Origin of the sequence: Streptomyces luteosporeus (genome assembly GCF_039532865.1) — a bacterium.
In the GTDB taxonomy this organism is placed as follows: domain Bacteria; phylum Actinomycetota; class Actinomycetes; order Streptomycetales; family Streptomycetaceae; genus Streptomyces; species Streptomyces luteosporeus.
Genome location: NZ_BAAASL010000018.1, coordinates 87,069 through 108,797, shown reverse-complemented (window position 1 = coordinate 108,797; position 21,729 = coordinate 87,069). Strand labels below are relative to the sequence as shown.

The window sequence follows — 21,729 nt, the reverse complement described above, 5'->3', positions numbered from 1 at the left end:
CGGAGCGTAAAAAGGTCCGTACCAATGGTCAAGAGGTCTGGACCAGACCCGACTCCCGGGCCAGCACCGCCGCCTGGACCCTGCTGCGCAGGCCCAGCTTCGCCAGCAGCCGGCTCACATGGGTCTTCACCGTGGCCTCCGCCATGCCCAGCCGTCCCGCGACCTCGGCGTTCGACAGCCCCTCCCCCACGCACACCAGCACCTCCCGCTCCCGCCGCGTGAGCGACGCGAGCAGCTCGGCGTACGGCCCGTCCTGCGCGGGCCGCGGGGGCGTCGGCCGGGCGAACTCCGCGATGAGACGCCGCGTCACCGCCGGCGAGATCAGCCCCTCGCCGCGCGCCACCGTCCGCACCGCCGCCACCAGGTCGGCGGCCTCGCTGTCCTTGAGCAGGAAGCCGGCCGCCCCCGCCCGCAGCGCGCCGAAGACGTACTCGTCCAGGTCGAAGGTGGTCAGGACCAGGACGTCGGCCAGCTGCTCGCCCGTGATGACCCGGGTCGCCGACACCCCGTCCAGGCGCGGCATCTGCACGTCCATCAGCACCACGTCCGGCCGCAGCTCGCGGGCCAGGCGCACGGCCTCCTCGCCGTCCGCCGCCTCCCCGGCCACCTCGATGCCGGGGGCCGACCTCAGGATGAGCACCAGCCCGGACCGCACCGCGGCCTGGTCCTCGGCCACCAGTACCCGGATCACCCTGCGTCCTCCTCGTCCACGGGCAGTTCGGCCCGTACCTCCCACATGGCACCGCCCGCCGCGGGGCCGGCCGTCAGCCGGCCGCCGAGCAGCTCCACGCGCTCGCGCATGCCGACCACGCCCGCCCCCGCGCCCGGCGCCCGGTGCCCGGGCCCGTCGCCCAGCGCACTGGTCACCCGCACCGTCAGCCCTCCCCCGCCGTCCACGCCCCGCGCCAGCTCCACCCGCACCTCGCCGGGGGCCGCGTGCTTGACCGCGTTGGTCAGCGACTCCTGCACGATGCGGTACGCCGCGAGCTCGACCGGCGCGGGCAGCGCGCCCGGGCCGCGGACGTCGTCGAGCCGGAAGGCGAAGCGCTCGTCCGGCACGACCGCCCTGGCCCGCTCGACCAGCGCGTCCAGGCCCGCCAGCGTGGGCGTGGGCGCCGGCTCCTCGGCTCCGGTCGTGTCCCGCAGCAGCCCGATCAGGCGCCGCATCTCGGCCAGGCCCTGGACGCTGTTCTCCCGGATGACCCCGAGCGCCTCGCGCGAGGCGGCCGGCTCGTCGATGGACAGCGCGGCCGAGGAGTGGATGGCGATGGCGGACAGGTGCCCGGCCACCATGTCGTGCAGCTCCCGCGCCATCCGGGCCCGCTCGGCGACAACCGCCTCGCGACGGTCCATCTCCGCCAGCAGCGCCGTGCGCTCGGCGTTGAGCCGGGCCACGCGGGCGGCGTCGCGGTGGGTGCGCACGGCGACACCGGTCCAGGCCGGCGCCACCGCGACCACGGCGACGCCCACGCCGACGAGCAGGGCCTCGGGCTTGCGGGCCACCGCGAAAGCGACCACCGTCGCCACGACGGTCAGGGCCTCGCACGTACGCGGTACCCGGCGGGCGGCGCCCGCAGGGCCGTACAGCACGGCCGCGTAGATCAGGTCGGTGAACATCAGCAGCGTGGCGAGCAGGTTCGCACCGGTCGCCAGGTCCACCGCGAAGACGAGGGTGCCGAGCACCAGGGCCGGCTCCGGCATCGTGCGCCGCAGCAGTTCCAGGCCCGCCATGGCCACCAGGGCGAGCAGCGCCCACCGGGGCGAGAGCCCCGGCACCCAGCTCCTGTGTCCCCGCAGCCCCAGGAACCACAACACCAGCCCACCCACCAGCCCGGCGACGGCGATGAGCACGTCGTCGCGGTGCGGGCGGTCGGGCAGCGTGAAGAGGCCGGGCATGGCTCCATCTCAGCACGTCGCCCGGGGCGGAATCGTCCCCTCCAGGACCGGGCCGGGACCCGCCTCCTCCATCGAAGGATGCAGTGCCGGATCATCGCGTACGACGACGAATCCGGGCCGCGCGGAGCGGACGCTGGTGGGGAGGAAGGGAGAGGAACGTGATCGTCACGCTGGTCGTCGCCTGCGAGATCGGCTTCTGGGTCCTGCTGGCCGCCGGGCTGAGCCTGCGCTACCTGGCCCGCATGCCGCGTACGGGGGTCGCGGCACTGCTGCTGGAGCCGGTGCTGGAGCTGGTCCTGCTGATCGCCACGGCGATCGACCTGAGGAACGGCGCCACGGCCGACTGGAAGCACGGCCTGGCGGCGGTCTACATCGGCTTCTCGGTGGCGCTGGGACATTCCACGATCAAGTGGGTCGACCAGCGCTTCGCCCACCGCTTCGCGGGCGGGCCGCCGCCGGTGAAGCCGCCGAAGTACGGCATGGCGCGCACCGTGCACGAGTGGCGGACGGCGGGCAAGTGGATCCTGGCGTCGGCGATCGCGATCGGGCTCCTGCAGTGCGCCGCCTGGTACGTGGGGGGCTCCGGTGACATCAGCTCCCTGCGGGAGTGGCAGACGAGGATGCTGTGGGTGGCAGGCATCAACCTGGCCATCGCCCTCAGCTACACGCTCTGGCCCAAGCAGCCGAAGAAGGACGGCGCCCCGTAGGGGCGCGGGGAACTGCGCGACAAGCCACGACGCGCCCGCACATGGGGCCGTGCTTCGCCTGCGGGCCGCCGGTGGCCGATCGCGCAGTTCCCCGCGCCCCTGACGGGGCTAGGCCACGTTGACGCGCTGGCCGGGAGGCGCCGCCTCCAGCCAGGCGAGGAAGCCCGTCAGCGCGTCCTCGCTCATGGCGAGCTCCAGGCGCGTGCCCCGGTGCGCGCACCCCAGCACGATCGCATCCGAAAGGAGCGCCAGCTCCTCCTCGCCCTGGGGAGTGCGGCGCTCCAGTACCTCGATCGAGTCCCGCTCCAGCACACGGCGCGGGCGCGGGGCATAGGAGAAGACGCGGAACCACTCGATGCGGTCGCCGCTGTAGCGGGCGACCCCGTACACCCAGCCCTTGCCGGCGGGTTCGGGGTCGTCCTCCGGAACGTTCCAGCGCAGGCTGCAGTCGAACGTGCCGCCGGAACGCTGGATGAGCCGCCTGCGCAGCCCGAAGACGAAGAGCCCCAGCAACACCAGTAGTACGACGATGCCGCTCACGAGCAGAGCGAGGACCATCTCCACCGACCTCCTCGCATCATCTAGAGCAACCGCACCTGCGTTATTGCCTCAGCCGCGGACCGCCCTGGAAGGTTCCAGGCCGGCCCGCGGCTGAGGGTCGTACTCGAAGCGGATACGGGCTAGCGAACGCCCGTGACCGCCTTCAGCCGGACGTCCGCGCGCCGCTCGGCGGCGGCGTCGGCCTCCGCCTTGGCGCGCTCGAGCGCCCGCTCGGCACGCTCGACGTCGATCTCGTCGGCGAGCTCCGCGATCTCGGCGAGCAGCGAGAGCTTGTCGTCCGCGAACGAGATGAAACCGCCGTGCACCGCGGCGACGACGGTGCCGCCGTCGGTGGTCCTGATGGTCACCGGGCCGGACTCCAGCACACCGAGCAGCGGCTGGTGGCCGGGCATGACGCCGATGTCACCCGATGTGGTACGCGCGATGACCAGGGTGGCCTCGCCGGACCAGACGCTTCGGTCCGCCGCGACCAGCTCGACGTGCAGCTCAGCAGCCAACGTGGCTCCTCGGGTCTTACACCCGCCGGGTGCGACGGGTGTTGGGTCAAAGAATAGGGGACGTGACGTCCGGGGGCGGGAGTGCCCCGCCCCCGGACGTCAGGGCGCGAGGGCCCTTAGGAGACGCCCAGCTCCTTGGCGTTCTTCTTCAGGTCCTCGAGGCCACCGCACATGAAGAAGGCCTGCTCCGGGAAGTGGTCGAACTCACCGTCGCAGATCGCGTTGAACGCGGCGATGGACTCGTCCAGCGGAACGTCCGAACCGTCGACACCGGTGAACTGCTTCGCCGCGTGGGTGTTCTGCGACAGGAAGCGCTCGACGCGACGGGCGCGGTGGACGACCAGCTTGTCCTCTTCGCCCAGCTCGTCGATACCGAGGATCGCGATGATGTCCTGGAGGTCCTTGTACTTCTGCAGGATCCCCTTGACGCGGGAGGCGCACTCGTAGTGGTCCTGCGCGATGTAGCGCGGGTCCAGGATGCGGGACGTCGAGTCCAGCGGGTCGACCGCCGGGTAGATGCCCTTCTCCGAGATCGGACGCGACAGAACGGTCGTGGCGTCCAGGTGGGCGAAGGTCGTCGCCGGGGCCGGGTCGGTCAGGTCGTCCGCGGGGACGTAGATCGCCTGCATGGAGGTGATCGAGTGACCACGGGTCGAGGTGATGCGCTCCTGCAGGAGGCCCATCTCGTCGGCGAGGTTCGGCTGGTAACCCACGGCGGAGGGCATGCGGCCCAGCAGCGTGGAGACCTCGGAACCGGCCTGGGTGAAGCGGAAGATGTTGTCGATGAAGAACAGCACGTCCTGCTTCTGCACATCGCGGAAGTACTCCGCCATGGTCAGACCGGCCAGGGCGACGCGCAGACGGGTGCCCGGGGGCTCGTCCATCTGACCGAAGACCAGGGCGGTCTTGTCCAGAACGCCCGACTCCTCCATCTCCTGGATGAGGTCGTTGCCCTCACGGGTGCGCTCGCCGACGCCGGCGAAGACGGAAACACCATCGTGCAGCTTGGCCACACGCATGATCATTTCCTGGATCAGAACGGTCTTGCCGACACCGGCACCACCGAACAGACCGATCTTGCCGCCCTTGACGTACGGGGTCAGCAGGTCGACGACCTTCAGACCCGTCTCGAACATCTCGGTCTTCGACTCGAGCTGGTCGAACGCCGGGGCCTTGCGGTGGATGGACCAGCGCTCGGTGACCTCGGACTCGGCCTCGGGCTCGTTCAGGATGCGGCCCAGGGTGTTGAACACCCGGCCCTTGGTGACGTCACCGACGGGGACGGTGATGCCGTCGCCGGTGTCGGTCACCGGGGCCTGGCGGACCAGACCGTCGGTGGGCTCCATGGAGATGGCGCGCACCAGGCCCTCGCCCAGGTGCTGCGCGACCTCGAGGGTCAGGGTCTTCTTCTTGCCGGCCTCGGCCGGGTCGGAGACCTCGACGGTCAGCGCGTTGTAGATCTCCGGCATCGCGTCGACGGGGAACTCCACGTCGACGACCGGGCCGATGACCCGGGCGACGCGGCCCGTCGCGGCGGCCGTCTCAACAGTGGTGGTCATTGTTTCAGTCACTCCCCGCGGTCGCGTCGGCCAGGGCGCTCGCGCCACCGACGATCTCGCTGATTTCCTGGGTGATGTCGGCCTGTCGGGCCGCATTGGCAAGCCGCGTGAGCGACTTGATGAGCTCTTCGGCGTTGTCGGTCGCCGACTTCATCGCCCGGCGGCGGGCCGCGTGCTCGGAGGCGGCGGCCTGCAGCAGGGCGTTGTAGATCCGGGACTCGACGTACCGCGGCAGCAGCGCGTCGAGCACGCCCTCGTCGGACGGCTCGAAGTCGTACAGCGGCAGGATCTTGTCCTTGACCGCCTCGGACTCCTCGGCCGTGGCTTCGAGGCTCAGCGGCAGCAGCCGGTTGTCGACCGGCGTCTGCGTCATCATCGACACGAACTCCGTGAAGACGATGTGCAGCTCGTCCACGCCGCCCTCGGCGGTGTCCTGCTGGACCGCCTCGATGAGGGGACCGGCGACCCGCTTGGCGTCGGCGTAGGTCGGGCTGTCGGTGAAGCCCGTCCACGAACCGGCGACCGGGCGCTCGCGGAAGCCGTAGTACGCGACGCCCTTGCGGCCGACGATGTACGTGACGACGTCCTTGCCCTCCGCCTTGAGGCGCTCGGTGAGCCGCTCGGCGGACTTGATCGCGTTGGAGGAGTAGCCGCCGGCCAGACCGCGGTCGCTCGTGACGAGCAGGACCGCGGCCCGGACCGGGTTCTCGACCTCGGTCGTCAGGGCGTGCTTGGTGTTGGACCCGGTGGCAACCGCGGTCACTGCCCGGGTGAGCTCACTGGCGTACGGAGTGGAGGCCGCCACCTGGCGCTGCGCCTTGACGATGCGCGAGGCGGCGATCATCTCCATCGCCTTGGTGATCTTCTTGGTCGCGGAGACGGACTTGATCCGCCTCTTGTAGACCCGGAGCTGGGCACCCATATGCTCAGCCCTCGCCCAGCAGCTTGCCGTCCGAGGTCTCGAACTGCTGCTTGAACGCCGCGATCGCGTCGCCCACGGCCTGCAGCGTGTCGTCGGACATCTTGCCGCCCTCGCGGATGGAGGTCATCAGACCGCCGTGCTCGCGGTGCAGGTAGTCCAGCAGCTCGCGCTCGAAGCGGCGGATGTCCTCGACCGGGACGTCGTCCATCTTGCCGGTGGTGCCGGCCCAGATGGAGACGACCTGGTCCTCGGTGGAGTACGGGGCGTACTGGGACTGCTTGAGCAGCTCCACCATGCGCTTGCCGCGCTCCAGGGCGGCCTTCGACGCGGCGTCCAGGTCGGAACCGAAGGCGGCGAACGCCTCCAGCTCGCGGTACTGGGCCAGGTCCACACGAAGGCGGCCGGAGACCTGCTTCATGGCCTTGTGCTGGGCCGAGCCACCGACACGGGAGACCGAGATACCGACGTTCAGGGCCGGGCGCTGGCCGGCGTTGAACAGGTCGGACTCCAGGAAGCACTGGCCGTCGGTGATGGAGATGACGTTGGTCGGGATGAACGCCGAGACGTCGTTGGCCTTGGTCTCGACGATCGGCAGACCCGTCATCGAACCGGCGCCCATGTCGTCGGAGAGCTTGGCGCAGCGCTCCAGCAGACGCGAGTGCAGGTAGAAGACGTCACCCGGGTAGGCCTCGCGGCCCGGCGGGCGGCGCAGCAGCAGGGAGACGGCACGGTAGGCGTCGGCCTGCTTCGACAGGTCGTCGAAGACGATCAGGACGTGCTTGCCCTGGTACATCCAGTGCTGGCCGATGGCCGAGCCGGTGTAGGGGGCGAGGTACTTGAAGCCGGCCGGGTCGGACGCGGGAGCGGCGACGATCGTCGTGTACTCCAGGGCGCCGTTCTCCTCCAGCGCGCGGCGCACGCCGGCGATGGTGGAGCCCTTCTGGCCGATGGCGACGTAGATGCAGCGGACCTGCTTCTTGGGGTCGCCGGTGCGCCAGTTGTCGCGCTGGTTGATGATCGTGTCGATCGCGAGCGCGGTCTTGCCGGTCTGACGGTCACCGATGATCAGCTGACGCTGGCCACGGCCGACCGGGGTCATGGCGTCGACGGCCTTGTAGCCGGTCTCCATCGGCTCGTGGACCGACTTGCGGACCATGACGCCGGGGGCCTGCAGTTCGAGGGCGCGGCGGCCCTCGGTCGCGATCTCGCCGAGGCCGTCGATCGGGTTGCCCAGCGGGTCGACGACGCGGCCGAGGTAGCCCTCGCCCACCGCGACGGAGAGCACCTCACCGGTGCGCTGCACCGGCTGGCCCTCCTCGATGCCGCTGAACTCGCCGAGGACGACCGCACCGATCTCGCGCTCCTCGAGGTTGAGGGCGAGACCGAGGGTGCCGTCCTCGAACCGCAGCAGCTCGTTCGCCATGGCCGAGGGAAGGCCCTCGACCTTCGCGATGCCGTCGCCGGCAACGCTGACCGTACCGACCTCCTCGCGCGAGGCCGCGTCCGGCTTGTACGCCTGGACAAAGTTCTCCAGTGCGTCCCGGATCTCCTCCGGCCGGATCGTGAGCTCCGCCATCTGGGTTCCCTGCTCTCCTTGTTGGGCCCGAAGTAATTCTGGGGGTCTGGGGACTGTCCCCCAGAGGACACCGTCGGCCCAACCCGGGCCGTCAGTACATGCTCTTGAGTTGGTGGCTGGTCAGCCGGCCATCCGGCGGCTCGCCTCGGCGAGCCGGTCCGCGATCGTGCCGTTGATGACCTCGTCGCCGATCCGCACCTGGATGCCACCGATGATCTCGGGGTCGACGTCCAGGTTGAGGTGGACGCGTCGCCCGTACAGCGTGGCGAGCGCCTCGCCGAGGCGCTGCTTCTGCTGATCGCTGAGCGGCACCGCGGAGGTGACCTCCGCGACCATGCGGTTGCGGCGGTCGGCGGCCAGCTTGGAGAGGGCGTTCAGCCCACCGTCCAGGCTACGTCCACGCGGCGCGGTCACCAGCCGGAGCACGAGGCGCTCGGTGACCGGGTTGGCCCGGCCGCCCAGCAGCTCGCGCACCAGCTCGGCCTTGGCGCGGCGGTCCGCGACCTTGTCGGCCAGCGCGGCGCGCAGCTCCGGGTTCGACGCGACGATGCGGCCGAAGCGGAACACCTCGTCCTCGACGTCGTCCAGGTCACCGGCCCGCTCGGCGGCGATCAGGTCGGCGCCGGAGGCCAGCTCCTCGATCGCGTCCACCAGGTCGCGCGAGCGCGACCAGCGGGAACGGACCATGCCGCCGACCAGCTCGACGCACTCCTCGCCCACCTGGCCGGCCAGCAGCCGGCGCGCCAGCTCCGCCTTGGCCTCGCCGGACTGCGCCGGGTCGGTCAGGACCCGACGCAGCGAGACCTCGCGGTCGAGCAGCGCGGTGACGGCGGCCAGTTCCTCGGCGAGCTTCGCGGCGTCCACGGCCGTGTTGTCCGCCAGCGCGTCGAGGCGCTCCCGTGCGGAGGCCAGGGCCTCCCGGCTCGCAAGGCTCATCGCGTGGCCTCGGCCTTCGTCTCGTCGCCCGCCTTGGTCTCGAGCGCGTCGAGGAAGCGGTCGATGGTCCGGCTCTGGCGCTCGGCGTCCGTCAGGGACTCGCCGACGATCCGGCCGGCCAGGTCGATGGCCAGCTGGCCGACGTCCTGGCGCAGCGTGGCCGCGGCGGCCTTGCGGTCGGCCTCGATCTGGGCGTGACCGGCGGCGATGATCTCCTCACGCTGCCGCTGGCCCTCGAGCCGCATCTCGGCGATCAGCGCGACGCCCTGCTCCTGCGCCTCCTGGCGCAGACGCGCAGCCTCGTGGCGGGCGTCGGCGAGCTGGGCCCGGTAGTCCTCGAGAACCTGCTGAGCCTCGGCCTGCGCGGCCTCGGCCTTCTCCATGCCGCCCTCGATGGCCGCCCGGCGCTCCTCCAGAACCTTGTTGATGTTCGGGAGGAGCTTCTTGCCGAGGAACCCGAAGACGATGAGGAAGGCGATCAGGCCGATGATGAGCTCTGGCATCGGCGGGAGGAGAGGGTTCTCCATCTCCTCGGACGCCAGGTGCGTCAGGGCGTACACATCAGTGCCTTTCGTCGAAAAGGGTTGTCGCTGGGTCGGTTTACTTGAACACGAAGCCCATGACGATGCCGATCAGGGCGAGCGCCTCACAGAAGGCGAAACCCATGATCTGGTTGGTGCGGATCAGGCCGGCCGCCTCGGGCTGACGGGCCAGGGCCTGGGTGCCGTTGCCGAAGATGATGCCGACGCCGACGCCCGGGCCGATGGCGGCCAGGCCGTAGCCGATCGCGCTGGCGCTGCCGGTGAAGGCGTCGGCGGAGGCGAGGGTCTGGAGAGCGGACATGCCGGTTCTTCCTTCTCTTTCACGGACCGGTGGGGGTTGGCCACCGGACGTCTCTTGGATTGGGGGCGGGAGCGGGCTGGCTCAGTGGTGCTCGGAGAGCGCGCCCTGGATGTAGCTGGTGGCCAGGAGGACGAAGATGTACGCCTGGACGGCCTGGATGAAGAGCTCGAAGGCGGTCATCGCGAGCGTCATGAGGAACGACGCGCCCGCGTAGGCGATGCCGATGCCGTTCAGCAGGTACCAGCTGGCGATGGTGAACATCACGATCAGCAGGTGGCCGGCGAACATGTTCGCGAAGAGCCGGACCGCGTGGGTGAAGGGCCGGATGATCAGGTTGGACAGGGCCTCGATCACCACGATCAGCGGCAGGACCCAGCCCAGCTCCTTGTTGTAGCCGGTGATGTTCTTCAGGGCGCCGACGAAGCCGTGCTTCTTGAAGGTCAGGAAGACCCACATGACGTAGACGACCAGGGCGAGGCCGGCGGGGTAGGCAATGATCGACGTCACGGGGAACGAAGCCACCGGGATGATCGACCAGAGGTTCATGATCCAGACGAAGAAGAACAGCGAGACCATGAACGGCACGTACTTCTCGCCGTGCTTCTTGCCGAGCGCCTCGTAGACGATCCCGCGGCGCACGAAGTCGTAGCCGGCCTCACCGACCATCTGCAGCTTGCCGGGGACCACCTTGGCCCTGCCGAACGCCGCCCAGAAGAACCCCACGACGAGCAGCGAGCCGAGGATGGCCAGCAGCATCGGCTTGTTGAACTCGTAACCGCCGATCGTGAAGAGCGGCTCGAAGACGAACGAGTGGAGCCCTGGGGCCGGGAAGCCGCACCCGTTGAAGATGTGGCAATCGGTCTCGAAGGCGAGCAGCGTCTGGTCAGCACTCACCGCGAGCTCCTTCAGCGTGGCGCATAGGTACGGCAACCTCGTTGTGTCGGCGCGGCGTGCAGCCACGGAACGGCACTGGACTGGTCTTACGAATGGGGGTGCGGCAGATCGACCGGGAACGGCCGAGATGCATCGCAGGCGTCAGCTGCACGGGCTGCCGGCTCTGCCCCGCGGGACTCGGGGTTTCGGCTGCCTGCGTCCGCTGCACCTCAGATGGCATCGGACGATAGCAGGTGAGCGCGCGAGCCTTTATCCCGGGCCTACCGCTCATGACGGAGAACCGGCGGGCGTGGTCTTCTCGGTCTCGCGGGACGTCTCCACATAAAGGATCTTGGCCTTCATGTACGCGCGCGCCTGCGCCCCGATCCACACGAGGGTCGCGGCGAGCAGGGTGAAGGCGAAAACCTTGGTGTCGAACAGCGTGGTGTCCTTGAACACCATCAAAAACACGGCCACCAGCAGCATCTGGGTCATGTAGAGCAGCAGCCCCATGGCCTGGAAAAGGTGCGGCAGATTCCTGGCGGTGCGCTGCAGGATCACCAGGCCCGAGGCCATGACCGCACCGGTGAGGGCGACTCCGACGGTCGCGCCGATCCCGCCCTTGCCGCCGGCGAGCACGAAGCCGGCAACGACGGCCACCACACCGGTGAGGGCGGTCGGAACGGCGCACTGCAGAAGTGTTCGGGCGTCGTTGGACTGCATGAAGGGTTTCTCCGGCGAAGGTCGGAAGCAACGATTCGTCGTGACTGAGCGTATCCCCGGGAATGAGGTGGCACCTCGCAGCGAAGGGCCGCCGCACTACGGTCCTTCGGCTCTACCAAGGGTTTCGTGAACGGTATCACAAACTATTTGATGAGGTCTTTACCTACATCGTGTGCCGCATGTCACACTCAGGGGTCAATGCCCTGGTCACAGGGCTGACGGAGCTGTCTTTCGTCTGCTAGAGGACGCCACGACGGCGCCCGGCCGTTTTCAGTTCTTGCCCCCGCGCGCATGTGCGAAGCGGGAGCGGTCGCCGACGGCGGTGGCCCCGTGCAGCCCGGCGGGCACCGGCTCGCGCTCCTCCCCCTCGCCGGTACGGGCGGCGGGGGCCGGTGCCGCGGGGACGCGGCGGCGGTAGCGCGGCGGGACGAAGCGCTGGGCCCACAGCGGGGCGCGCGGCGTGAAGCGCGGCATCAGCAGCAGCACCAGGCCCACGGCGCTGAGCGCGACGATGAGCAGCAGGATCCAGACACTGGCGGAGTTCACCGAGTAGGCCACCGTGCCGAAGCCGATCAGCGCCGACCAGAAGTACATGATCCACACGGCCCGGCTGTGGGAGTGACCGATCTCCAGCAGCCGGTGGTGCAGGTGGCCGCGGTCCGCGGCGAACGGCGACTGGCCCTTCCACGTGCGGCGCACGATGGCCAGCAGCAGGTCGGCGACCGGCACCGCGATGACGGTCAGCGGCAGCAGCAGCGGAATGTAGACCGGGACCATCGCCTGCACGGCCGCCCGCTCGGAGCCCGCCCACAGCTTGAGGGCGTCGGGGTCGACCTGGCCGGTGATGGAGATGGCGGCGGCCGCCATGACCAGGCCGATGAGCATCGAGCCGGAGTCGCCCATGAAGATGCGCGCGGGGTGCATGTTGTGCGGCAGGAAGCCCAGGCACATGCCCATGAGCACGGCGGCGATCAGGGTGCCGGGGGCGGCGGACTCCAGCCCGTGGCCGTACCACATGCGGTAGGCGTACATGAAGAACGCGGCGGCGGCGATGCACACCATGCCGGCCGCCAGGCCGTCCAGGCCGTCGACGAAGTTCACCGCGTTGATGGTGATCACGACGAGGGCGACCGTGAGCAGCGTGCCCTGCATGGGGGTCAGCGAGACCGTGCCGACACCGGGCACGGGGATGAACAGGATCGTCAGACCCTGCAGCACCATCACGCCGGCGGCGATCATCTGGCCGCCCAGTTTGACCAGGGCGTCCACGCCCCACTTGTCGTCGAGCACGCCGAGGATCCAGATCAGGCCCGCGCCCGACAGCAGGGCTCTGGGCTCGTTGGACAGCTCGAAGACGGACTTGAGGTTGGACAGGTGCGCGGCGACCAGCAGTCCCGCGCACAACCCGCCGAACATCGCGATACCGCCGAGCCGCGGCGTCGGTTCCCGGTGCACGTCGCGCGCGCGGATCTCGGGCATGGCGCCCGCCACGATCGCGAACTTCCGCACCGGGCCCGTCAGCAGGTAGGTGACCGCCGCGGTGACGCACAACGTCAGCAGGTATTCACGCACGGGCTGCCCCAGGGATAGCGCTGGACATCACAGCCTCACACCATATTCGCGTCCGCCCCGGAACCGTGAATGCCCTCCAGGACGCCCACCGCCCCGGCGGGGTTCCAAATGATCACATGTGGGCGCGATACGGGGGGAACCTTCCGGCCAGATCCGCCACCTCGGCCCGGGCGTCGGCCTCCGGCAGCTCGCCGCGCAGCACCTTCGCGATCAGGGTGCCGACGAGCTCCATCTCGCTCTCGCCCATCCCCTGCGTGGTGACGGCCGCCGTGCCCATGCGCAGGCCGCGTGCGCTGCCGCGGGGCAGCCCGCAGACGTCCAGCACCATGGCGGCCGCCGAGAGCCTGCGGCGGGCCGTGGCGGCGTCCAGGGCGAGCGTGGAGACGTCGGCGACCACCAGGTGGGTGTCGGTGCCCGCGGTCTCCACGGGGACGCCCTCGGCGGCCAGGGTGGCCGCGAGCCGGCGGGCGTTGGCGACGACCTGGTGGACGTACGCGCCGAATGCGGGGGTCGCCGCCTCGCCGAGGGCGACGGCCTTGGCGGCGACCGTGTGCATCTGGGCGCCGCCCTGGGTGAAGGGGAACAGCGCGCGGTCCACGCGCTGGGCGAGCTCGGGGCCGCACAGCAGCAGCCCGCCGCGCGGGCCGCGCAGCACCTTGTGCGTGGTGGCGCACACCACGTCGGCGTACGGCACGGGGTTGGGCGCCGCTCCCCCGGCGACCAGGCCCATGGGGTGGGCGGCGTCCACGATCAGGTGGGCGCCCACCTCGTCGGCGATGCGGCGGAAGGCCGCGTAGTCGGGGTGGCGCGGGTAGGAGGTGGAGCCGCACACGATGGCCCGGGGCCGGTGGGTGCGGGCCAGGTCGCGCACCCGGTCGTAGTCCAGCAGGCCGGTGGCCTCGTCGACGCCGTAGCCGACGAAGTCGTACCACCGGCCGGAGAAGTTCACCGGGGAGCCGTGGGTGAGGTGTCCGCCCTGCTGCAGGCCCATGGCCAGCACCGTGTCGCCGGGGGTCAGCAGCGCCGCGTAGGCGGCGAGGACGGCGGCGGTGCCGGAGTGCGGCTGGACGTTGGCGTGCGCGGCGCCGAACAGGTGCCGGGCGCGCTCGACGGCCAGGCCCTCGGCCAGGTCGACGAGCTCGCAGCCGCCGTGGTGGCGGGCGCCGGGGTAGCCCTCGGCGTACTTGTTGGTGAGCGGGGAGCCGAGGGCGGCCAGGACGGCGGGCGAGGTGAAGTTCTCGGCGGCGATGAGCTGCAGCCCGGTGGCCTGGCGCTCGGCCTCGGCCAGGAGCAGTCCGGCGATCTCGGGGTCCTGCCGGGTCAGTGCGGTGAAGCCGCCGTCCCAGGAGGGGCGCGGGAGGTCCTGCGCTGCGGCCAGGGGCCCGGTGCTGCCGACGGGTGCGGGGGTGGTGGGCACGGGCATCGCTGGCTCCCGGCTGTGCGGTGCGATGGGCGGGCGGTCCCGGAAGGGCCTGTCCTCCCAATGTAGGCCCGCACGGTGCCATATGCCCGGAAGGTCGCGGCTAGGCCCGGCCGGAGACCCCCGTGAGCGCGGTGACGACCGGGTCCAGTGCCTGGTTGATCTCGTCGCCGATGGAGCGGAAGAAGGTGATCGGGGCGCCGTAGGGGTCGTGCACCTCGTCCGCCTCCGCGCTCGGCGCCAGCAGCCAGCCGCGCAGCGCGGCGGCGGCCTGCACCAGGGCGCGGGCGCGCTCGACCACCCCGCCGGCCTGCCGCGGGTCGGGCAGGGTCGCGGGGTCTATGGCCCGCACCAGCCGGGTGAACTCCTTGAGCGTGAAGGTGCGCAGCCCCGCCGAGTGGCCCATGGAGATGACCTGGGCGCGGTGGTCGCGGGTGGCGGTCAGGACCAGGTCGGCGCGGATGACGTGCTCGTCCAGCAGCTCCCGGCCGGTGAAGCCGTGCGGGTCGGCGCCGAAGTCGGCGAGGACCGTCGCGGCGTGGGCCTCCATGGGGGCGCCCTCGTGGCCCCAGGTGCCGGCGCTCTCCACCACCAGGCCCCCGGCGTACGGGTCGCCGAGGCGGTGCGTGAGGGCGTGCCGGGTCAGCCGCTCGGTGATCGGCGAGCGGCAGACGTTGCCGGTGCTGACGTGGAGGATGCGGAAGATGTCGGCGGATGTCTCCGGCTCCGCTATGCCACGCCCCTGCGGGGCGATCAATTGGCCACCTCGAGGTCGGGTACCACCTCGCGCAGCTGCTCGGCGCTGACGGCGCCGGCGCGCAGCAGGACGGGCACCTTGCCGGTGACGTCCACGATGGAGGACGGCACGTCGGCGGGGGTGGCGCCGCCGTCGAGGTAGACGGAGACGGAGTCGCCGAGCATCTCCTGCGCGGCGTCGCAGGTCTGCGGGGCGGGGTGGCCGGTGAGGTTGGCGCTGGAGACGGCCATGGGGCCGAACTCGGTCAGCAGCTCGATGGCGACGGGGTGCAGCGGCATGCGCACGGCCACCGTGCCGCGGGTCTCGCCCAGGTCCCAGGTCAGCGACGGCTGGTGCTTGGCGACGAGGGTGAGCGCGCCGGGCCAGAAGGCGTCGACGAGCTCCCAGGCCTGCTCGGAGAAGTCGGTGACGAGCCCGTGCAGGGTGTTGGGCGAGCCCACGAGGACGGGCGAGGGCATGCCCCGGCCCCGGCCCTTGGCCTGCAGGAGGTCGCCGACGGCCTCGCGGCTGAAGGCGTCCGCACCGATGCCGTAGACGGTGTCGGTGGGCAGCACGACCAGCTCGCCGCGGCGGACCGCGGCGGCCGCCTCGCGCAGACCGGTCCTGCGGTCGGTCGCGTCGCTGCAGTCGTATCGCCGTGCCATGTCACTGGCCTCCTCGTACGGAAGGGACGGAAGGGTGGGGGTGGTGTCGCCCGGGTGCGCCGGAGGGCGTCACGGCGTCGCCTTGCGGGCCGTGGCGAAGCGCGGGCGGTTGTTGAGGTCGGGGTGGTCGGCGGCGTCGGCCCAGCCCTTCTCCTCGGCGAAGATCCACGGCACCTGGCCGCCCTGGGTGTCGGCGTGCTCGACGACGACGACGCCGCCGGGGCGCAGCAGCCGGTGGGCGGTGCGCTCCAGGCCGCGGATGGTGTCCAGGCCGTCCTCGCCGGAGAACAGGGCGAGCTCCGGGTCGTGGTCGCGGGCCTCGGGGGCGACGTACTCCCACTCGGTGAGCGGGATGTACGGCGGGTTGGAGATCACCAGGTCGACCTGGCCGTCCAGCTCGGGCAGGGCGGTCAGCGCGTTGCCGTGGTGCAGGTGCACCCGGGAGCCCTCGGTGTTGCGGCGGGCCCAGCCGAGCGCGGTCTCGTCCAGCTCGACGGCGTGCACCCGGGAGCGGGGCACCTCCTGGGCGAGGGCGAGCGCGATGGCGCCCGAGCCGGTGCACAGGTCGACGATCAGGGGCTCGACCACGTCCATGGCGCGCACGGCGTCTATGGCCCAGCCGACGACCGACTCGGTCTCCGGCCGGGGCACGAAGACCCCGGGGCCGACCTGCAGCTCCAGGTACCGGAAGAAGGCGCGCCCGGTGATGTGCTGCAGCGGCTCGCGGGCCTCGCGGCGCGCGACGGCCTCCCAGTAGCGGGCGTCGAAGTCGGCGTCGGCGACGTTGTGCAGCTCACCCCGTTTGACGCCGTGCACGAAGGCGGCGAGCTCCTCCGCGTCGAAGCGCGGGGAGGGCACGCCGGCGTCGGCCAGCCGCTGGGTGGCCTGCGCCACCTCGGCGAGCAGCAGGTTCACTGGGCCTTCCTCCTGATCCGGGTCGCTTCTCGTACGGCTACTGGGCCGAGGCGAGCTTGGCCGCCGCGTCGGCGTCGACGCACGCCTGGATGACCGCGTCCAGCTCACCGTCGAGCACCTGGTCCAAGTTGTACGCCTTGAACCCGACGCGGTGGTCGGAAATGCGGTTCTCCGGGAAGTTGTAGGTCCGGATCTTCTCCGAGCGGTCGACGGTGCGGACCTGGCTGCGCCGGGCGTCCGCGGCGTTGCGCTCGGCCTCCTCCTGGGCCGCGGCGAGCAGGCGCGAGCGCAGGATGCGCATGGCCTGCTCCTTGTTCTGCAGCTGGCTCTTCTCGTTCTGGCAGGAGGCGACCACACCGGTGGGCAGGTGGGTGATGCGCACGGCCGAGTCGGTGGTGTTGACCGACTGGCCGCCGGGGCCGGACGAGCGGTAGACGTCGATGCGCAGGTCGTTGGGGTTGACCTCGACCTCGATCTCCTCGGCCTCGGGCGTGACGAGGACGCCGGCGGCGGAGGTGTGGATGCGGCCCTGGGACTCGGTGGCCGGCACGCGCTGGACGCGGTGCACACCGCCCTCGTACTTCAGGCGGGCCCACACGCCCTGGCCGGGCTCGGTGGCGCCGTTGCCGCCCTTGGTCTTCACCGCGACCTGGACGTCCTTGTAGCCGCCCAGCTCGGACTCGGTGGCGTCGATGATCTCGGTCTTCCAGCCGACGCGCTCGGCGTAGCGCAGGTACATGCGCAGCAGGTCGCCGGCGAAGAGCGCGGACTCGTCGCCACCGGCGCCGGCCTTGATCTCCAGGATGACGTCCTTGTCGTCGCTGGGGTCGCGGGGGACCAGCAGCAGGCGCATCTTCTCGGTGAGCTCCTCGCGCCGCTTTTCCAGCTCCTTCACCTCGGCCGCGAAGTCGGGGTCCTCAGCGGCGAGCTCGCGCGCGGTGTCGATGTCGTCACCGACCTGCTTCCAGGTGCGGTAGGTGGCGACGATCGGGGTCAGCTCGGCGTAGCGCTTGTTGAGCTTGCGGGCATTGGCCTGGTCCGCGTGCACGGCGGGGTCGGCGAGCCGCTTCTCGAGGTCGGCGTGCTCGCCGATGAGGTCCTCGACAGCCTCGAACATCAGGTTTCCTTCAAGCGGAGGTAAGGGGCCCGCGGGCGTGCGGGAGGGGGGCCTGCCGGACGACGACAAAGCGCCGGTCCACCCCGCCCCTCGCGCAGAGGGGCAGGACGAGGACCGGCGCCAGCGGGCCGCTACTTCTTGGCGGACCCGGCGTTCTTGCCGAAGCGGGCCTCGAACCGCGCCACACGGCCACCGGTGTCGAGGATCTTCTGCTTGCCCGTGTAGAACGGGTGGCACTCGGAGCAGACCTCGGCACGGATGGTGCCGGCCGCGATCGTGCTACGGGTGGTGAAGGAGGCGCCACAGGTGCAGCTGACCTGGGTCTCCACGTACTCCGGGTGGATGTCGCGCTTCAAGGGTTCTCCTAGGTTCGGGAGGGCACCGGGTCGCAGGGCGGGATTGCCGTACGTGAACCGGGGCCGACGTACCAGTCTGCCAGTACTGGCCGCATCCCCCAAAACGGGGGTGGGCGGCCCGGTATTCCCGGGCCTTCGCCGGGCTACTTCACCACGCCGTCGGCCTGCGTCTTCGCCCCGTCGCCGGTCTTCAGCACGGCGTCGGGGACCGGCTGGTCGGCCTTGAGCGCCTGCCACAGCTGGGCGGTGGGCTCCTCCAGCGGCACGACGCGGTCCTGGTCGCGGGGGTCGGGGCCCACCGGCAGCGTCACCATGCGCATCTGGTCGGGGCCGATGCCCTTGAGGCTGTTGGCGAAGCCGTAGAGCTTGTCCACCGAGGCGAGGTCCTTGTCGGTGGTCAGGGCCTTGGTGGCGGTGTCGGCGATCCCGTAGAGCTTGGTGGGGTTGGTGAACAGGCCCACGTGCTTGACCTGGTTGATCAGCGCCTTGATGAAGGCCTGCTGCAGCTTGATGCGGCCCAGGTCGCTGCCGTCGCCCACGCCGTGCCGGGTGCGCACCAGGCCCAGGGCCTGCTCGCCGGTGAGGGTGTGGGTGCCCGCGTCCAGCTTCAGGTGGCTCCACCGGTCGTTGATGGGCTTGGTCGTGGTGACCTCGACGCCGCCCAGCTTGTCGATCAGGTTCTGGAAGCCGGCGAAGTCGACCTCCAGGTAGTGGTCCATGCGGATGTTGGTCATGGCCTCGACGGTCTTGACCGCGCAGACCGCGCCGCCGATGGAGTACGCCTCGTTGAACTGCTCCCGCTTGACCGCGGGGACCGTCTTGCCGCTCTGGGTGGTGCACTCGGGGCGGGAGACGATCGTGTCGCGCGGGATGGAGACCACGCTGGCCTGCTTGTGACCCGCGTAGACGTGGACGATCATCGCGGTGTCGGAGCGGGAGCTGCCCTCGTCACGGCCGTACTTGCTGTTGGCGCCGGCGCGGGAGTCGGAGCCGAGGACGAGGATGTCCATCGAGCCGTTGTCGACGTTGTCCGGCCGGTTCTTGCCCAGGGCGGCGTTGATGTCGACGCTGCTGAGGTTGCCGTTGAGCTTCATGTACAGCAGCCCCGCGCCCGTACCGCCCAGCAGGAGCAGCGCGCCGGCGCTCCAGAGGGCTATTCGCCTGCCCTTGCGGCGCACGGGCGGCTTACGACGACGGCCGCGCTTCCCGCCGGCGCGCCGGCGATGCGATCCGGCCCGCCTACCCGTGGTCTCGTCGGCCATGCGCTCTCAGTCCTCCGCTGGTCTTCGGCTGCCCCCTGCTGGTTGACGGGGAAGTATGCGCCAGGGTTGCACAGCGGTGTCTGAGGAGAAGGTGAGAAAAGATCGGCCCGGCCACGGCCCGTTCTGCCTGCTCCACGGCTCCTACCTGCGGTTTAGGCCAGATGGCCGAGGTGTTTCGGGGTGCGGTGACGCTTTCGCGCCTGTGGCGGATGTCTCAAAATGTCACAGGAAGATCACGGCGTCGCGCGGACGTGCGGCTTCGGGGCCGGAACGACGGAACCTCCCCGTCAGCGCGTGACGGGGAGGTTCCGGTTTCTGCCGCGCGAGGCGTCAGTCGTTGCCGTTGCCCGGGTTGGGCGTGTTCTTGGCGATCTGCATCAGGAACTCGGCGTTCGACTTCGTCTGCTTCATCTTGTCGAGGAGCAGCTCCATGGCCTGCTGCGAGTCCAGGGCGTGCAGCACCCGGCGGAGCTTCCAGACGATCGACAGCTCCTCGCCGCCGAGCAGGATCTCCTCCTTGCGGGTGCTGGAGGCGTCCACGTCCACGGCCGGGAAGATGCGCTTGTCCGAGAGCTTCCGGTCGAGCTTGAGCTCCATGTTGCCGGTGCCCTTGAACTCCTCGAAGATCACCTCGTCCATCCGCGAGCCGGTCTCGACCAGCGCGGTGGCCAGGATGGTCAGCGAGCCGCCGTCCTCGATGTTGCGCGCCGCACCGAAGAACTTCTTCGGCGGGTAGAGGGCGGTGGAGTCGACACCACCGGACAGGATGCGGCCCGAGGCCGGGGCGGCCAGGTTGTAGGCGCGGCCCAGACGGGTGATCGAGTCCAGCAGGACGACCACGTCGTGGCCCAGCTCCACCAGGCGCTTGGCGCGCTCGATGGCCAGCTCGGCGACGGTGGTGTGGTCCTCGGCCGGGCGGTCGAAGGTCGAGGAGATGACCTCGCCCTTGACCGACCGCTGCATGTCGGTGACCTCTTCCGGACGCTCGTCGACCAAGACGACCATCAGGTGGCACTCGGGGTTGTTGGTGGTGATCGCGTTGGCGATCGCCTGCATGATCATGGTCTTGCCGGTCTTCGGCGGGGCCACGATCAGACCGCGCTGGCCCTTGCCGATGGGGGCGACCAGGTCGATGATCCGGGTCGTCAGCACGCCCGGGTCCGTCTCCAGCCGCATCCGGTCCTGCGGGTAGAGCGGGGTGAGCTTGCCGAACTCGGGACGGCCGCGGCCGGTCTCCGGCGCCATGCCGTTGACCGAGTCCAGGCGGACCAGCGCGTTGAACTTCTCGCGCCGCTCGCCGTCCTTGGGCTGGCGCACCGCACCGGTGACGTGGTCGCCCTTGCGCAGGCCGTTCTTGCGGACCTGGGCGAGGGAGACGTAGACGTCGTTCGGACCCGGCAGGTAGCCGGAGGTACGGATGAAGGCGTAGTTGTCCAGGATGTCGAGGATGCCCGCGACCGGGATCAGGACGTCGTCCTCGGCCAGCTGCGGCTCGCCCGCGAAGTCGTCGCGGCCACGACGGCCACGGCGGTCGCGGTAGCGGCCACGACGGCCACGACGGCCGCCCTCGAAGTCGTCCTCGTCCTGCGCGGGGCCGCCGCCCTGGCGGCCGCCGTCGCGCTGCTGCTGGCGGGCGCCGCCGTCGCGCTGCTGCTGACCGGCGTCGCCGTCGCGGCCGCGGCGGTCGCGCTGGCGCTCCCGGCGGTCGCCCTTCTGGCCGCGCTCGCCGCGGTCCTGGCGCTCGCCCTTGGCGCCCTTGCCCTCGGCCGTCTCGACGGCGGCCTCGGCCCTGGCCTCGGCACGCTCCTCGGTGCGCACCTCCGTACGGGCCTCGGTGCGGGTGGTCTCCGCGGCGGCGGTGCCGCCCTCGGGGCTGCCGGCGGGCGCGGTGGCGCGCCGGCGGCGGCGCTCGCCGGCCGGGGCCTCGTCCCCGGCCGGCTGGCCCGGGATCTCGATCTGCTGCTGGGCAGCCTTCTCGGCGGGCTTCTCGGCCGCGGCCTCGCCCGTACGGGCCCGGGAGGTCGTACGGCGCTTGGGCTTGGTCTCGGCGGCCGCCTCGGCGGCCTCCGGCTTGGCGGGCGCGGCGGAGGTGCCGGCCTGCTTCTCCTTGATGACCTCGATCAGCTGGCCTTTGCGCATCCGCGCGGTGCCCCTGATGCCGAGGCTGGAGGCGAGCTGCTGGAGCTCGGCCAGAACCATGGCGTCGAGGCCCGTGCCCGAGCGGCGCCGCTTGGGGGCGGTGGCAGCACCGGTGGCAGGCGCGGCGGGAGCGTCCGTGGCGGGCGCGGAGGCATTGCCGACAGCACTGTCAGAAGTGCCTGCGGCGTTCACGCCCATCAGATCGGTGGTGTCGCTCACGAAGGGGTCCTTCCCTGGAGCGGGCGTCGGCCTGTCTTGGCTCGGCGACCGGTTGTGCTGTCCGGCTGCGGTCCTGATGTGCGGACCGGCCGGGGCGGTGGTCCGCCGGTGTTACGGCGGAAGAATCAATTCATTGGTGCCGGCGTGAAGAATGAGGGAAGGGCACGACATAACGCTTCACTCATGTCGCCCACGCCGATTCCGGAGCGTGCTCGAAACTGCTCAGGCAGGCTGC

General features: G+C 70.8%; 22 protein-coding genes. 1 reads left to right on the top strand and 21 read right to left on the bottom strand.

Features of this window, described 5'->3' with window-relative positions; translation table 11 throughout:
- Positions 1–28 precede the first annotated feature (28 nt).
- Positions 29–691 (bottom strand): response regulator, encoded by a 663-nt coding sequence (locus ABD361_RS22700; protein ID WP_344437340.1) that lies wholly within the window; start codon positions 689–691, stop codon positions 29–31.
- On the bottom strand, positions 688–1,896 hold the full coding sequence (locus tag ABD361_RS22695) for a sensor histidine kinase (RefSeq protein ID WP_344437339.1): 1,209 nt from the start codon (positions 1,894–1,896) through the stop codon (positions 688–690). Before ABD361_RS22695 ends, ABD361_RS22700 begins: the two co-directional genes overlap by 4 nt.
- Positions 1,897–2,054: 158 nt before the next feature.
- Here ABD361_RS22695 and ABD361_RS22690 point away from each other — a divergent pair, with 158 nt between their 5' ends.
- Positions 2,055–2,603 carry a hypothetical protein gene (locus tag ABD361_RS22690; protein ID WP_344437338.1) on the top strand — a complete coding sequence of 183 codons (549 nt, stop codon included), beginning with the start codon at positions 2,055–2,057 and terminating at the stop codon, positions 2,601–2,603.
- Between the two features lie 108 nt (positions 2,604–2,711).
- On the opposite strand, the gene ABD361_RS22685 is transcribed toward ABD361_RS22690, so the two are convergent.
- The 19 genes from ABD361_RS22685 to rho form a co-directional block, all read right to left on the bottom strand.
- A complete protein-coding gene (locus tag ABD361_RS22685) occupies positions 2,712–3,161 on the bottom strand; it encodes a DUF2550 domain-containing protein (RefSeq protein ID WP_344437337.1) in 450 nt (149 codons plus the stop codon).
- Between the two features lie 122 nt (positions 3,162–3,283).
- On the bottom strand, positions 3,284–3,661 hold the full coding sequence (locus tag ABD361_RS22680; RefSeq protein ID WP_344437336.1) for a F0F1 ATP synthase subunit epsilon: 378 nt from the start codon (positions 3,659–3,661) through the stop codon (positions 3,284–3,286).
- Positions 3,662–3,777: 116 nt separating this feature from the next.
- Entirely contained in the window at positions 3,778–5,220 is a 1,443-nt protein-coding gene (gene atpD / locus ABD361_RS22675) for a F0F1 ATP synthase subunit beta (RefSeq protein WP_344437335.1), read from the bottom strand.
- Positions 5,221–5,224: 4 nt separating this feature from the next.
- The gene (locus ABD361_RS22670; RefSeq protein WP_344437333.1) at positions 5,225–6,142 is read right to left on the bottom strand and encodes a F0F1 ATP synthase subunit gamma; all 918 of its coding nucleotides are present in this window, start codon (positions 6,140–6,142) and stop codon (positions 5,225–5,227) included.
- A 4-nt stretch (positions 6,143–6,146) separates the two neighbouring features.
- A complete protein-coding gene (atpA, locus tag ABD361_RS22665; protein WP_344437332.1) occupies positions 6,147–7,718 on the bottom strand; it encodes a F0F1 ATP synthase subunit alpha in 1,572 nt (523 codons plus the stop codon).
- A gap of 120 nt (positions 7,719–7,838) precedes the next feature.
- Complete coding sequence (locus ABD361_RS22660; protein WP_344437330.1) at positions 7,839–8,654, bottom strand: F0F1 ATP synthase subunit delta; 816 nt, start codon at positions 8,652–8,654, stop codon at positions 7,839–7,841.
- Positions 8,651–9,214 (bottom strand): F0F1 ATP synthase subunit B, encoded by a 564-nt coding sequence (locus ABD361_RS22655; RefSeq protein ID WP_344437329.1) that lies wholly within the window; start codon positions 9,212–9,214, stop codon positions 8,651–8,653. Before ABD361_RS22655 ends, ABD361_RS22660 begins: the two co-directional genes overlap by 4 nt.
- Positions 9,215–9,254: 40 nt before the next feature.
- Entirely contained in the window at positions 9,255–9,497 is a 243-nt protein-coding gene (atpE, locus tag ABD361_RS22650) for an ATP synthase F0 subunit C (RefSeq protein ID WP_030280712.1), read from the bottom strand.
- Positions 9,498–9,578: 81 nt separating this feature from the next.
- Positions 9,579–10,391 (bottom strand): F0F1 ATP synthase subunit A, encoded by an 813-nt coding sequence (gene atpB, locus ABD361_RS22645; RefSeq protein WP_486387914.1) that lies wholly within the window; start codon positions 10,389–10,391, stop codon positions 9,579–9,581.
- A 267-nt stretch (positions 10,392–10,658) separates the two neighbouring features.
- Positions 10,659–11,093 carry a Cg1360 family ATP-synthase-associated protein gene (locus tag ABD361_RS22640; protein ID WP_344437327.1) on the bottom strand — a complete coding sequence of 145 codons (435 nt, stop codon included), beginning with the start codon at positions 11,091–11,093 and terminating at the stop codon, positions 10,659–10,661.
- A 270-nt stretch (positions 11,094–11,363) separates the two neighbouring features.
- Complete coding sequence (locus tag ABD361_RS22635; RefSeq protein ID WP_344437325.1) at positions 11,364–12,665, bottom strand: MraY family glycosyltransferase; 1,302 nt, start codon at positions 12,663–12,665, stop codon at positions 11,364–11,366.
- Positions 12,666–12,777: 112 nt separating this feature from the next.
- Complete coding sequence (locus ABD361_RS22630; protein WP_344437324.1) at positions 12,778–14,088, bottom strand: serine hydroxymethyltransferase; 1,311 nt, start codon at positions 14,086–14,088, stop codon at positions 12,778–12,780.
- Positions 14,089–14,188: 100 nt separating this feature from the next.
- Positions 14,189–14,842, bottom strand: a complete 654-nt coding sequence (locus tag ABD361_RS22625; RefSeq protein ID WP_344437323.1) for an arsenate reductase/protein-tyrosine-phosphatase family protein — start codon at positions 14,840–14,842, stop codon at positions 14,189–14,191.
- The gene (locus ABD361_RS22620; RefSeq protein WP_344437322.1) at positions 14,839–15,486 is read right to left on the bottom strand and encodes an L-threonylcarbamoyladenylate synthase; all 648 of its coding nucleotides are present in this window, start codon (positions 15,484–15,486) and stop codon (positions 14,839–14,841) included. Before ABD361_RS22620 ends, ABD361_RS22625 begins: the two co-directional genes overlap by 4 nt.
- A gap of 69 nt (positions 15,487–15,555) precedes the next feature.
- On the bottom strand, positions 15,556–16,401 hold the full coding sequence (gene prmC, locus ABD361_RS22615) for a peptide chain release factor N(5)-glutamine methyltransferase (RefSeq protein WP_344437321.1): 846 nt from the start codon (positions 16,399–16,401) through the stop codon (positions 15,556–15,558).
- A 37-nt stretch (positions 16,402–16,438) separates the two neighbouring features.
- Positions 16,439–17,518: a peptide chain release factor 1 gene (gene prfA / locus ABD361_RS22610; RefSeq protein WP_344437320.1), complete on the bottom strand. Its 1,080-nt coding sequence runs from the start codon at positions 17,516–17,518 to the stop codon at positions 16,439–16,441.
- Positions 17,519–17,649: 131 nt separating this feature from the next.
- A complete protein-coding gene (gene rpmE / locus ABD361_RS22605; protein ID WP_344437319.1) occupies positions 17,650–17,874 on the bottom strand; it encodes a 50S ribosomal protein L31 in 225 nt (74 codons plus the stop codon).
- Between the two features lie 143 nt (positions 17,875–18,017).
- Positions 18,018–19,136 (bottom strand): LCP family protein, encoded by a 1,119-nt coding sequence (locus ABD361_RS22600; RefSeq protein WP_344437318.1) that lies wholly within the window; start codon positions 19,134–19,136, stop codon positions 18,018–18,020.
- 330 nt (positions 19,137–19,466) lie between these two features.
- The gene (gene rho / locus ABD361_RS22595) at positions 19,467–21,494 is read right to left on the bottom strand and encodes a transcription termination factor Rho (protein ID WP_344437317.1); all 2,028 of its coding nucleotides are present in this window, start codon (positions 21,492–21,494) and stop codon (positions 19,467–19,469) included.
- Positions 21,495–21,729: the final 235 nt, after the last annotated feature.